The organism is Phormidium yuhuli AB48 (genome assembly GCF_023983615.1).
Taxonomy (GTDB): Bacteria; Cyanobacteriota; Cyanobacteriia; order Cyanobacteriales; family Geitlerinemataceae; genus Sodalinema; species Sodalinema yuhuli.
In genome coordinates, this window is the sequence record NZ_CP098611.1 from 1,892,450 (window position 1) to 1,905,909 (window position 13,460).

Sequence of the window (13,460 nt, forward strand, 5' to 3'; positions counted from 1 at the left end):
GCAATGGCGCAGCTAATTTGCGCCAATTCTGCTCAATATTTTAACATAATGCGATCGCTTCTGGATACTTTTGAGTTTTGCAAAAAGGGTCTTGCGGCTTCTAATGCTTTTTGAGGGAAAGACGGGTCACTTTAGGAGGGTTAAATAAGCTGAGGTTTACTCGTTAGGAAGTCTTGGGTCTGGGCGGGCTGGCAATGATAGAATTGAAGGAGTCTGTGATAGGGTTAAATGAGTCGGCGATCGCCCGATTCTTTGACGCATTTCTTCCCGAATATTAGGGTCAGCTATGTTTCCCATTCTCTATGCCGAGGCTTTCCTGGATCATCGCACGGGAGCCTATCATCCTGAACGTCCAGATCGCCTGCGGGCTATTGTCCAACGCTTGAACGCTCAACCCTGGGCGGAACAACTCCATTGGCAACTGCCGAGCGATCGCCCGGAACTCCTCAATCTGATCATGCAAGTTCATCCCCGTGACTATGTTGAATCCATCAAACGAATTGCCAGTCGCGGCGGTGGACGCATCGATATGGATACGTCCATCTCAGCAAGTTCCTATGATGTGGCACTCTTAGCGGTGAGTGCTTGGCTAGATGCTGTTGATTTGGTTGTTCATCAAGGACAACCGAGTTTTGTCCTCGCTCGTCCCCCGGGCCATCATGCCGAACGCGATCGGGGGATGGGATTTTGTATTTTCTCCAACGCGGCGATCGCCGCCCATTACGCCCTCAAGCAATTTACCATTGACCGCGTGGCTGTTTTAGATTGGGATGTCCATCATGGCAATGGAACTCAAGCTATTTTGGAAACCCATCCCCAATTTGCCTATTGTTCACTTCATGAATCTCCCAACTATCCCGGAACTGGCTCCAATTCTGAAACCGGCTATTATCAGAATGTCTTAAATCTTCCCCTTCCTCCCAATACCACATCCGAAACCTACCGCCAGGTTTTTCAGGAGCAGGTCATTCCCTTTCTCAGCAACTTTCGCCCCGACTTATTAATCATTAGTGCCGGTTATGATGGAACCAAAGCCGACAGCATCTCCCAAATGTTGTTGCAACCTGAGGATTACCAACAACTAAGCCAATGGTGTTTAGAGATTACACCTCATCTCATGTTTGGCTTAGAAGGGGGCTATGACTTAGATAGCCTCAGTCAGTCGGTGGTGAAAACCCTTGAACCCTTCATGGTGGTCAACCCTTGAGAGATGAGACAAACGAGTCCTTGTTGGCTGGCCATAGGACTTATCCTGGTAACTCATCAGGGTTAATCCCTAACTGTTCTAGGCGATCGCGCAAGCGTTGAACTTCCTGTTCTGCTAAATCAGCCCGTTCTCGTTCCCGTTCAGCCCGTTCTCGTTCCAACTCCTCCGGCGTGAGAATCCAATGTCCACCCTCGCGATACCACCGCAGCCAGCGGCGACTAATCCCCTGATACGTTCCCTCCCAGAGTCCCAAGCCTAACTGAACCTCCTCCAGCCAAACCCCTAAACCTTCCATTGGCAGAGGTTGGTAGCTATTGGTGATTAACCCGAAGGCTTGAAACTCATCGGTATAGCGATTGAAGACAAAATAATAGGGAATCCGCAAAATCTGCTCATACACCGTCCATTTATTCGGTGGGCGACTGGCATCTCGTAAACTGCGGCCCAAATCTTCCGCCTCCGTCCCCGGAGACAACAACTCAACCGCCACAAAGGGATAAACCCCTTCCTGCCAAGTAACATAACTCAAGCGTAAGTCCCGTTCCTCATAGAGTTTAGGGACCCCCAACACCGCGAACCAATCCGGGCGTTTATACCATTGGGGATGGCGAACATCGTAGTAGAGATTAAGGTCACTAGCTGTAAACAGCTCATCCTCCCCATAGGTGGGGGGGCGAAAGGTTAAGCGCAACAACTCCGGTTGACGCAGATGAAACTCGTCAGGCAAACCAGGCTCCTCCGGGTCCTCACTGGGCAAGTCATACATGGTCGGTAAGACATCACGAGGAGGTAACGGATGAAATTCTTGAGATACCATACCCAGACACTCCTAATCCGACTGAACAACGCATCGAAACCTTTTGGGGCGAGGTGTCCCCACCCCAACACCGTCTATCAGGGACTAGCCCTTACACATCCCCTAACTGGAGATAACGGGCCGCCGTCTGAACATCTTTATCCCCTCGTCCAGAGCAATTAATCACCACCGTCGCCCCATCAGCCAGTTGGGGACAGAGGGTTTCTAAATAGGCGAAGGCATGAGCTGTCTCCAGGGCGGGAATGATGCCCTCTAAACAGGACACCAACTGAAAGGCTTGCATGGCCTCATCATCGGTGACGCTGTAATACTCCGCCCGGCCGGTATCCTTCAAATAGCTATGTTCAGGACCAACTCCGGGATAGTCCAGGCCAGCACTAATGGAGTGAGCCTCGGTGACTTGGCCATCGTCATCCTGCAAGAGATAACTCATGGCCCCATGTAACACGCCCACTTTGCCCTGGGTGAGTGTGGCGGCGTGTTTGCTGGAGGTGACCCCTTCCCCGGCTGCTTCAACGCCAATCATGCGGACTGAGGCATCATTGACAAACTCATAAAACAGTCCCATGGCGTTGGAACCCCCGCCGACACAGGCTAGTAACACATCGGGTAGGCCCCCCCAGAGGTCCTGACATTGGCGGCGGGTTTCTTGGCCGATGATGGCGTGGAAATCCCGCACCATCATGGGATAGGGATGGGGACCGGCAACGGAACCGAGGATGTAGTGGGTGGTTTCCACGTTAGTCACCCAGTCCCGGATGGCCTCGGAGGTGGCATCTTTGAGGGTTCCCGTTCCGGCACTGACGGGTTCGACTTTCGCCCCCAACAGGCGCATCCGCACCACGTTTAGGGCTTGCCGTTTCATGTCTTCGACACCCATATAGACGATGCACTCCAAGCCAAAGCGAGCGCAGGCGGTGGCGGTGGCGACGCCATGTTGTCCGGCGCCGGTTTCGGCAATGATGCGCTGTTTGCCCATGCGTTTGGCTAGGAGGGCTTGGGCGATCGCATTATTAATTTTATGAGCGCCAGTATGGTTGAGGTCTTCCCGTTTCAGGTAAATCTTAGCCCCGCTGCCATCAGGACGGGCATAATGTTCGGTGAGTCGTTCGGCGAAGTAGAGAGGGGAGGGCCGTCCGACGTAATCTTTGAGTAAGCCGTTAAGTTCGGCCTGGAACTCGGGGTCATCCTTGTAGCGTGCAAAGGCTGTTTCCAGTTCCGCCAAGGCCGGCATCAGGGTTTCGGGGACATACTTACCGCCGAACTGTCCAAAGCGTCCGAGGGCATCGGGAACGGTCGCTGGGGTGGCAGAGGAGGGGGAAACGGGGGATACGGTCATATTGGCTTGATGGACGGATTACCTCTCTATTATAGGTGGCCAGGGGTCGGCATTTCTACTGGGGCGATCAGCGCCTTAAGCGACGACAAGTGAGCCTTGAGGTTCAGTACGTATTGACGATGTAAATATGCAAGACCTATGCTGGGAAACATGGATGTACATTTCCTACTCAATGACATTAGCTTCGTCTGCAATGAAGATTGAGACATTGAAAAAACGGTTACATCGAGATCGGCCCATGACAACAATCACGATGCGGATGCCAGAAGATGTGATTGAAGATCTCAAGCGTCTGGCTCCATTATTGGGGTTTTCTGGGTATCAGCCCTTGGCACGGGCCTATATTGGCCAAGGACTGCGGGCTGACTTGGAGCGATTAGAGGGAGATACGGTCTCCACGTTGATTGCCAGTTTAAGGCGGCAGGGCGTCGGTGAGGAAATCCTTGAGGAGGCGTTACGTGAGGCGACTCAATCAAAATGAATGTAAACTCCGTGTTTGGCGAGTTCATCGATGATATCCTGTTCGGAATAGGATGGACCTTGCAAAAACTCTTTGATGGTCATCTTTTTATCGCGAAAACGTCTGACGAAATTTCGCAAGTCTTCTAGAGATTCGAGTTCAGCCTCGAATTCTTCTAAGGATTCTTCGACTAAATCGGTTCCCTCCCGTTGGGCTTTGCGATATTCTTTCACCATCATCCCTTGGGGGGTATTGCGGGCTTGGCGAACTTGGTCTTTTAATTGTTCGTATTGCTGTTCGAGAATCCTGATTTCCTGTTCGAGTTGCTTGCACTGGCGATCGCGGTCATTCTCGGAGGTTTCAATCTCTAACTCCTCATCGCTACGTTTTTCGATTTCCAACAAGCGGGCAAAATCACCACTTTTATAGGCAATGTTGACCTCTTTCATGATTTCGGTATAGTGCTGATGTTTTTGCGGATCAGCAATTTTATCGGGGTGAAAGCGATCGGCTAATTTCAAAAACAGTTTTCTCATATCCCGTGATGGACGGGGGGTTTGGACTCCCTCAAAAGGAGAATGGCTGTCCCACTGGGACGTCTCGTCCTCGTCGTCATCAAAAAACGGCCCGTCACCCCCACCTGGATGCGATCGCTCGGCTTCGGCTTCTTCCTGGCGGGCAAACTCCTCATCGTCTTCATCAAACTGAGGACTGATGCGACCGCTAAATTGCAGGATCTCGTAAACCTCGCGAATTTCCGACTTGCTCTTTTTCCCAAGTTTCCGCTTCGTGAGAATTTCCTGGAATAACTCGTGAATTTCGCGATCGAGCTTTTCGGCCTGCTCGTAAATGGGTTGACCGTGAGAGAACATCGATCGGGCAATTTCTTGAATCTGTTCCTTTAAATTGGACAGTTCCGTGCGTTTACGCTTGATTAAGGTCAACACCTTCTTGTGCCGTTCTTGCAGAAACTGGAGACGAGCATCTGGAGACTTAGACGCTAGGGTCGTTTCTGATACCTGATGAGTTCCTTTTGGATGTTTCTTTCCTCTAGCCATCTGTATAACTCCTTACAGCAATTTTTACGATACCGCTAAATTCCTATCAATAGAGTAGATAGAAGCTATGAGCCAAATTTAGCAATAATTTGAGAGGATTGGGTGAACTCTAACAAAGACGGTGGAACTGAGATGCTACCCAACCCCAAAATGCTGCCACTATTCTACCAGACTCTGCGGCGTATTTATCGGTATCATTCCTCTGTGTGAGTCATCTGTGTGACCCCTACGTCCTGACTTGCGATCGCCCCCTGATGATACCTTAAATCTATCGCCGGGTAACTGGGTCGAAGCTACTCTACTTGACGGGTCGATACTTTCGTAACCTAAAAGGCTCAACAGGATCATGACATTTCCTCAACCCCTGTCACCATTGGTTCGATATACAATTCAATTTATGCTTGATTCTGAATAAAAGTTAGCGTAGATTGCAAAGCATCGGTAATTTTGTCTGATGTAAAAACGTTAATATTATGAAGACTTGTTAAATCTTCTGCCTGTTGATTTGACAAATCAAGGACAATTAAATACATTTGTTCTGGATGTAATTTGAATTGCTTAGCGAATGCCGAGTATTTGGAAATAAATCTTTGATGATTGGAAACTTTACACTCAATCCAAAGAGGACTATTTTGGATAATTACTAAAATATCGATCTCAATTTTTTGTTGGTTTGATTTTATTATAGTGGCATTCATGAGGGCTTCATAGGCAACTTCTTTAGCCTCCAAAAAATTGGTTACTATTTGGTAAACGTATCGCTCTAACCACTGTCCAGTTAAAAACTGATTCCCATTACTCTGAAAAGGTGAAATATAAGCAGATTTTTTCGAGCTTTGTTTATCTTTATGATAATAATATTCAATAAGACCAAGGTTTTGAAGTTGGCTACAAACATTTGTTATAACATTGATTTTATCTGTTGTTGCTCCACTTAAATCAAGATTGAAGTGAGTCGTTTCGGAAGATAAGCTATTCCGAATTCCTTGCATTAAGTCAGAGACAAGTGGATAATTATCACCAATTAGCAGGGCAATTGTATCTAAAGTTTTATCGACTTTCTTTTTGGTATGGGATTTAATGAGTTTGGAGTCTTTAGATGCAAGCCATTGTTTGATTTGAGTAGCATCATGCTCAGAGCAGTACCCATTCCATGATACCTCTATAGACTTATTTTGCCTTGTAGATACTTGAGGATGTTTAGCTTTTGTCAAGGTTTCGATAGTCTGATATAACCGATTCAGATTGACTGAGATATGACTGGTTTTGATAGTGTTTATGGTTTGGTTGAGAGCTTCATAGTTTTTTTCGGAAATCACCAGAAACTTGGACAGTAAAACTCCAGAGAAACTGCCAACTATAAAACCTAAGGTTGCTCCAACTTGTGGATTGTCTGACAGTGCTAAATATCCGAAAAGAGTACAACTAAAACTTAGGACTGCGATCGCACTATAGGTCCAAAAATCAGATTTCATAACTGATGACAACTGGAAAAATTTAGAATGACCTCAACTCAAGGTGAAGCCTTGCACTCTATATTCAGTATAGCAAGGAACATCGAATAATGAAAAGCACAAGTATTTGTAAATCTCTATCGGAAAAAGCTAAATTTTATTCAAAAACTTGGGGTCTTCAGGATATACGGTGTGATTTGTTGCATTTGATACAAAATTGTAGTAGGAGCATAACCCACCCCTGCCCCTCCCAGGAGGGGAAATTTTTCGCCCCTACAGCAACCGATGTAATCTGCCATCAATCATCCTTATCACCCTAAATCCAGGAAACCCAAAACTTTATATGACTTTTCTTTTAAAGTGCTGTACATTGATACTGGGGAACGAGTAAACAATCGTCCCCTCCTAGAAGTAGTTTCCTTTTTCGTGACTTGGCTCGATACCCAGTCATGTTCTTGCAGAGCCTCCCGAGTGTAATCCTCAGAGCCGCCTATAGTCTCTGTCACGGCTCCAGCCATGACAGGAGGAAGAATGGGTTGATTGAGAATTACAGTTTGACAACATTTAATATATTGCTAATTTTTGGTGAATTGACTTTGTTTCTCTAAAATTTCTATAACCTGACTTGGATTCACAACTTGAATTTTATGTTTGCTGGTTAAAGAATTTGATTTTTTATTCTTAACATCTGGGCTAACAAAGTAAATTTGGTGTGGCTGTAGATTAACATTGCGGCAAAACTCAGCATAGCCACCAATATCAGATTCAGATACCGTTACATCACATTTGATAAATAATGGCTGGTTAGCCACGAAAAACACGAAATCAACCTTGCTCGATTGTCCATTTGATAGGCGGATGTTAGCATTAGTGATGGCTTCATGCTTAAGCTGTTTTCCCTGAAAAAATTTCGTCATTTTCTGATGAACAGAGCTGTTTAACCACTCACTAATCAAAAATTTAATATTTTTACTTTTTAATGGAGTGACTTTAGCAAATTTAGAACCCCCTTCTCTATAATATTTATAGCTTAGCATATTCTCTTTTGTGAGTCTATCACCAAAGTTATTTGTAACGGATAAAGCTTGAACGCTTTTATTTGATAAATCAACGTTAAACTCTTCGTAATTCCCAGCAATACTTTGACGTATTTGTTTCATTAGCTCCGATAGCTTATCATAATGTTTTTCGATAAACAGGGCTATTTTTTTCAAGCTAGAACTCACGGACTGATTACTTTCAAAACTGAGTAATTCAGCGTTTTGAGTCTCCAGCCAATGGCTGAGTTTTTGGGACTGTTTTGCTGCCGATTTTGTAGCGCCGGGTAAAATCTGAGGAGAGGTTTCCGCTTCCTGTTTAGTAAGGTTTTTAATTATTTCTTGCTCCTCTTGTACTTCTACCTCCAATTTCTCGTCTTGGTTTGTTCTTATGGCTTGAGTATCCCCGGATTGAAGTGAGACATATAAATTGCTTAATTGGTCTAAAATTTGCTTCTGCTGTTGATTGTGTTGACTCGTGTTCTTGAGTTCATCAACATAGGTGTTCAGAGTATCTTGTAATTTAAGCGATTCGAGTTGATTGAGGGTCTGCTCGATCCGGGTTAACTGCTCATTCCGTTTAGCCAAATGACGGGTTAGGAGCTTATGGGAGTCTTGGAGCGTCAACGTAATTCGTGCTAACAAGGCACTCAAAACTCCTCCGATTATAAATCCTAGGATAGCACCGATACCGGGATAACTTGAAAGGCTTAAATAACCCAGAACAGTAAAGCTTAAACTCAAGAGCGCGATCGCAACATACAGGAAAAAACGAGACTTAATCATACGTACTGACTTAGCGAACTTGCCGATTGAGGATACATTAACCCTGCCATCAGAGTTGAAATATGACCCATTATAGCAATTTCCGCCCAATCTATTGTCCTGGGAGAAACCCACCGCTCTCGCTGGAGTCTGTTTTGGCGAGGGTCTCTGGTACAACAGTTAATGCGATCGCTCCCCGATGTCAGTTTACAAGTCCTGGCCACTCAGATAGATGAGTAACAATTGAGCCACAATAATCTGCCATCGCCTTAAGATAACGACAATAACCCCAACACCAGGGGCAAGGTCCCAAAGGCCAACACCGACGAAATCGCTACAACCCTCGCCGTGCGGACCGTATCTCCGCCAAACTCTTTCACCATCAAGAAAGAACTCACCGCAGCAGGCATCGAACATTGTAATACCAACACCTGTAAGTCCAAACCCTCCAAACCCACCATCCGCCCCATCCCGTAGGCGACAGTTCCCCCCCCAAGTAGTCTTAAGGTACTGGCAAAGAGGTCGTAGCGGGTTAGGCGTAGGGAACTCTGGGAAATCTCAATCCCCAACACCACCAAGGCCAGGGGAATGGTTCCCTCAGCCAGAACTTCAAGAACGCGATCGAGTTGAAAGGGCAGTTCAAAGGGGAGCAGTCGCAGGGCAAATCCCATGAGCATGGCCCAGATTAAGGGCAGCTTTAGGGTGAACTTGAGGGCATTGCTGAATTTTCCTCCTTTGAGGATAGCGGGGCCCGTGGAAAAGACCAAGAGGCTGGAGATGATGAGTACGATCGCCGCTCGGTTCAGTCCCTCTTCCCCAAAGGCGAACAGACTGACCGATAACCCCATATTGCCCGTGTTGGGAAAGGCACTGGTGGCGATCGCACTTTTACGAATCGGGGCAGGGAAGTGCAACAGACAACTCAGCCCCCAAGCAATAGCCCCCATAAGCGCGTACGTCAGGGAAAATGCCAAAAATAACCCCTTGGCATTGGCTAGGGTGATGGGACTGCGATAGAGCGAGTCCGCCACCAGAGCGGGGGTGAAGATATAGAGGGTAATCCGAGAGAGGCTCATCCGGTCCAGGGTAAAGGTTTTCCCGGCCCAGAAGCCAATCAGGACAATGGTGAGAACGGGAAGAATGGCGGAGAGGATGGCAGTCATTGCAACGGTGGCTCAAGGGAGAACGGCAGGTTTGGCACACTTAAAGATAAGCTTGTCATTCATGATGGAGGAATTTTAACCATGGCGATCGCCACTGCCCCCACCTCAACGCAACAAACCTGTACCCCTGAGGACTATCTTCGCTGGGAAGTGCAACAGCAAACTCGCAATGAATACCGTGATGGAGAGATTGTACCCATGAGTGGTGGAACCCCGGCTCATAATGAAATTGTCAGTTTCCTCAATGCCCTATTGCGTCTCGGTTTACGCGGTCAACCCTATAGTATTTTTATTAGCGACCAACGCCTCTGGATTCCCCAACGGAACACCTACACCTATCCTGATGTGATGGTGACAGCGAAACCCTACCAATTGCACCCGGGACGCAACGATACGGTCATTAACCCCATCATGTTGGCTGAGGTTCTCTCTCCCTCGACTCAGAACTATGATCGGGGTGAAAAGTTTGCCGCCTATCGTAGCCTCGACTCCGTTCAGGACTATCTCCTGATTCGCCAAGACCGCCCCCATATTGAACATTACGCCAAGCAAGCTCCCCACCAGTGGTTACTGACAGATTATGAAGGCTTGGACGCCACTCTATCTCTGGAGTCTCTGTCTCTGACCCTCAGTTTGAACGAGTTGTATGAGGCGGTGGAGTTTCCGACTCCCACTGAGGCGACCCCCCCGGCCCCAGAAGACCATCCTGACCCTGACCCGAGTGAGTCCCCCGAGACTCCCCAAACTTCTTGAGCGAATGGCCCAGTTTCATGCTATAGTTGAATCTAGACCCGGACTCATGCAATTACAACGCCCAAACCTTGTCAGGACCGGAAGGTAGCAGCAATACGGGATGCTTGTAATCGGCGTGAACTCCGGGTCGCCTTTTTTGACCCTTCATCATCACCTCCCCCCCCATCCTCTGTTAGGGGTTTTTTACGGCCACAAGCGTTGATTTTTACATCAACATAATCACGGCTAAGTCAGCCTTTTCCTCGGGAGAGAGTTCGGTTTTCTACCTCTGCCTCTTGACGTATGAGGGGTCGAACCCCTCACCAGGTAAAGACTCTAGCCAATTGGCGATCGCCCTAACCCTAAAAAAAACCCCTTGGATGAGTCAGAGATTGCTCAGAAAACTCACCTCAGTTTGTACGGTAGAACACAGTTTTTGCCAAAGTTTCCGGATGTCAAAAATCTACAGATTTGCTCCCGATTTTAGTGAAGAAACATTACAGAACAGGGCAAACTCCTGAAAAACAGGGGCAAAGTGATGAGGGTTAACACAATGGTTTGACGCAAATCACTAAAGCCAAATTAAAACCTCCTTATACTGACTGTAGCACCTCAGTTCGTGGTGATTTCAATCATATCGATGCCGTCAGCGTCCAAAGCTGACTAACAAGCAACTGATTCAGACGGGGGTTGAACGAACGAGGTGACGCAGGTTCTGCCCTGCGATCGGGATCACAAAATGAGGGATAACCTCCGCCATATCGGAGTCCCTTAACCCCCAGTTAACTCAAAGGGATTGAGACGAGCGACCATGTCTAAAACAACTTCTTACCAGCAAGCTAAATCTAAGCATCACCCCAGTCAAATGGGAGCCAGTGACCCCATCACCGTCCAGACGGATGCTCAAATCTCGGATGATTCGAGTCTCGAAGAGAGTGAGTTAGAGGCAACCTCTGGGATGGAAGTGGAGTACGCTGAAGCCGATGAGTCGATTCGCGGACACCGAACCACCACTGATTTAGTGCGGTTGTACCTGCAAGAGATCGGCAAAGTGAACTTGTTGGGACGAGATGAAGAAGTCTCTGTGGCCCAAAAAGTCCAACGCTACGTCAGCTTGCTGGAGATTCGAGAAACTGCGGCTGAAGCTGGTGATACCACCATGCAGCAGTATGTCCATCTCATGAATACCCGCGATCGCCTCAGTTCCCAACTGGGCCATCGTCCCTCCCTAGAACGCTGGGCCAGCGAGGCACAAATTCCCGTCTCCGACCTCAAACCTACCCTCAGTCAAGGGAAACGCTATTGGGCTAAACTGGCCAACATCTCCGTCGAGGAACTCGAAACCATCCAAACCGAGGGAGTTTATGCCAAGGCCCACATGATCAAGGCCAATCTGAGGTTAGTGGTCTCCGTCGCGAAGAAATATCAAAAACGGGGACTAGAACTCTTAGATCTGATTCAAGAAGGAACCATCGGCTTAGAGCGAGCCGTTGAAAAATTCGACCCCACCCGAGGTTATCGATTTAGCACCTACGCCTACTGGTGGATTCGCCAAGGAATTACCCGAGCCATCGCGACCCAAAGTCGAACCATCCGCCTCCCGGTTCACATCACCGAAAAGCTCAACAAAATCAAAAAAGCTCAACGTCAGTTCTCCCAAGACAACGGCCGCACCCCTACCATCAATGACATCGCCAACGAACTGGACATGACCCCCGAGCAAATCCGGGAAGTCATGTTACGGGTTCCCCGCTCCATCTCCCTCGATGCCAAAGTGGGTAAAGAAAAAGACACCGAACTCGGTGATCTCCTAGAAACGGATGATGCTTCCCCCGAAGAGTTGTTAGTGCGTGAATCCCTACAGCGGGAACTCCAGCAACTCCTCGCCGACCTTAGCAGTCGGGAACGGGACGTCATCCGTTTACGCTATGGACTAGGGGGAGAAAGTCCTTATTCGTTAGCAGAAATCGGTCGGGCCCTGGATCTCTCCCGCGAGCGAGTGCGTCAGATCGAAGCCAAGGCCCTACAAAAGTTGCGTCAGCCGAAGCGACGCAACCGAGTTCGTGATTTCTTGGAAGCGTTGGGTTAAACCGTTATAGGGAGAGAGGCTTCGAGTTTGCCGAGGAAGGAATCAGCCTGGTCAAACCAAAACTCGGCATTCCAGTAGACAAAACAACTGGTTTCGCAGACCAGGAGAAGTTGACGGGCCTCATCCCAGATCGGGTCTGAGGAACTCCCTTGTTCCGCCACCTGACGACTGAGGGTTTCAATTTTGAGGGCGATCGCTTGACGGCGATCGCCCTCATTCCAACTTTCATGACCACCAATCCAGGAGCCACCGGTCGTATTCAGAGACAGGGGCGTTGGTTGGCTTGAGTCGAGATAGCGATCGAGATATTGGCTCACCGTCAGCATCTCCACATCCGCCAATTGGGGCATCATCTCCACCAACGGCACAAAGGTATTTTTGAAATACTCAAACATCATCACATTGCCATTTTCCCCATCGGAGGTCGGCACAATCAAGGGAGGCGATGTGAGCTGTTCCTGCTCAAAGACCCCTAAGCGATAGCGAATATCATTCAAACAGCCGTCCGCATTATGGCCACTTTGCTGACGGATGCCCATATCCGTATCCCGAACCACACAGAGAATCGTCTCCCGGTCTCCCTCCCCTTGAATCTGTAACTCATGGACCTGATTTTCCAACTGAGGCGTCGTCCAGCCCTCCGGTCGAGATAAGGCAGACGCCGGTAGAATCAGCCATTCATAGCCACAGCGTTTGAGGAGTCGGATTAGGGCGATCGCCCGTTGGGGGTCTCCCATCATCCCCATTTCCGGCAACCAAAACCCCTTGACTCGCTCCAGGGCCGCTTCCCCGAACAAGTCCCCAAAGACCCGTTTCCAGGTCATAATTTGAGCCTGCCAATCCCGTTCAGGGGTCGTGGGGAAATAACAATGACTATAAGCCGTTCCCGCAAACTCAATCGCCTCGGGATAATCATTCAGAGCCTCTCGCCATAGGCCAATCACATCCCCGAGGGGGTCGCCATCCACATGGCGGTTAGCAAAGGTTCCATCCTCAGAGAGTTTCGCCAACTCCTCTAACAGAACCCCCGAATAATCCACCATCATCCGGGGCTGTCGGCCCCGTCGAGATAACTCCAGAGCGTACTTGGCCGGATTCTTATAGGCCTGAGCGAACCACTGAGCGTTCCATCCTTCCTCCGAGTTGGGGTCACCGTTGAGCATTTTTTCTAGATTTCCCATCGGCTGGTGATTCCACCAAATCGGGGGTTGGTGCATGTGGAGCCAGGGAACAAAGGTTGCTTTCATGGCAAAAATAGGAGGTTGAGTTGATGCTGCCTAAAAAAAATAGCTATCCTCAGAGTCAAGACGACCCCAAGAATAGCCAATCCCAAATTGGG

11 protein-coding genes and 1 other RNA gene are annotated in these 13,460 nt (G+C 48.4%); 5 read left to right on the forward strand and 7 right to left on the reverse strand.

Annotation, left to right across the window (positions count from 1 at the left end; translation table 11 throughout):
• Nucleotides 1–286 precede the first annotated feature (286 nt).
• Complete coding sequence (locus NEA10_RS08145) at nt 287–1,207, forward strand: histone deacetylase family protein (protein ID WP_252664820.1); 921 nt, start codon at nt 287–289, stop codon at nt 1,205–1,207.
• A gap of 40 nt (nt 1,208–1,247) precedes the next feature.
• Here NEA10_RS08145 and NEA10_RS08150 read toward each other — a convergent pair whose 3' ends face one another.
• Together NEA10_RS08150 and trpB are read right to left on the reverse strand one after the other, a co-directional pair.
• Nucleotides 1,248–2,024: a Uma2 family endonuclease gene (locus tag NEA10_RS08150; protein ID WP_252664821.1), complete on the reverse strand. Its 777-nt coding sequence runs from the start codon at nt 2,022–2,024 to the stop codon at nt 1,248–1,250.
• 91 nt (nt 2,025–2,115) lie between these two features.
• Nucleotides 2,116–3,363, reverse strand: coding sequence for a tryptophan synthase subunit beta (gene trpB / locus NEA10_RS08155; protein WP_252664822.1), 1,248 nt, complete (start codon nt 3,361–3,363; stop codon nt 2,116–2,118).
• 238 nt (nt 3,364–3,601) lie between these two features.
• Between trpB and NEA10_RS08160 the strand changes: the two genes are divergently transcribed.
• Nucleotides 3,602–3,844, forward strand: coding sequence for a hypothetical protein (locus NEA10_RS08160; RefSeq protein WP_252664823.1), 243 nt, complete (start codon nt 3,602–3,604; stop codon nt 3,842–3,844).
• Here NEA10_RS08160 and NEA10_RS08165 read toward each other — a convergent pair.
• From NEA10_RS08165 to NEA10_RS08180, 4 genes are all read right to left on the reverse strand, one after another.
• Nucleotides 3,832–4,881, reverse strand: coding sequence for a J domain-containing protein (locus NEA10_RS08165; RefSeq protein WP_252664824.1), 1,050 nt, complete (start codon nt 4,879–4,881; stop codon nt 3,832–3,834). The genes NEA10_RS08160 and NEA10_RS08165 overlap by 13 nt on opposite strands.
• Before the next feature lie 395 nt (nt 4,882–5,276).
• Nucleotides 5,277–6,356, reverse strand: a complete 1,080-nt coding sequence (locus NEA10_RS08170; RefSeq protein WP_252664825.1) for a Card1-like endonuclease domain-containing protein — start codon at nt 6,354–6,356, stop codon at nt 5,277–5,279.
• A 554-nt stretch (nt 6,357–6,910) separates the two neighbouring features.
• Entirely contained in the window at nt 6,911–8,158 is a 1,248-nt protein-coding gene (locus NEA10_RS08175) for a hypothetical protein (RefSeq protein WP_252664826.1), read from the reverse strand.
• A gap of 248 nt (nt 8,159–8,406) precedes the next feature.
• Entirely contained in the window at nt 8,407–9,300 is an 894-nt protein-coding gene (locus NEA10_RS08180) for an AEC family transporter (RefSeq protein WP_252664827.1), read from the reverse strand.
• Nucleotides 9,301–9,381: 81 nt separating this feature from the next.
• Here NEA10_RS08180 and NEA10_RS08185 point away from each other — a divergent pair, with 81 nt between their 5' ends.
• The 3 genes from NEA10_RS08185 to sigC all read left to right on the forward strand — a co-directional run bounded on the left by NEA10_RS08185 (nt 9,382) and on the right by sigC (nt 12,121).
• Complete coding sequence (locus tag NEA10_RS08185; RefSeq protein ID WP_252664828.1) at nt 9,382–10,053, forward strand: Uma2 family endonuclease; 672 nt, start codon at nt 9,382–9,384, stop codon at nt 10,051–10,053.
• A 35-nt stretch (nt 10,054–10,088) separates the two neighbouring features.
• An RNA gene (ffs, locus tag NEA10_RS08190) (signal recognition particle sRNA small type) lies at nt 10,089–10,185 on the forward strand.
• A 712-nt stretch (nt 10,186–10,897) separates the two neighbouring features.
• Nucleotides 10,898–12,121 carry an RNA polymerase sigma factor SigC gene (gene sigC / locus NEA10_RS08195; protein WP_374111903.1) on the forward strand — a complete coding sequence of 408 codons (1,224 nt, stop codon included), beginning with the start codon at nt 10,898–10,900 and terminating at the stop codon, nt 12,119–12,121.
• Here sigC and NEA10_RS08200 read toward each other — a convergent pair.
• On the reverse strand, nt 12,118–13,368 hold the full coding sequence (locus NEA10_RS08200) for a polysaccharide deacetylase family protein (protein ID WP_252664829.1): 1,251 nt from the start codon (nt 13,366–13,368) through the stop codon (nt 12,118–12,120). The two genes, sigC and NEA10_RS08200, sit on opposite strands and share 4 nt — an antisense overlap.
• Nucleotides 13,369–13,460: the final 92 nt, after the last annotated feature.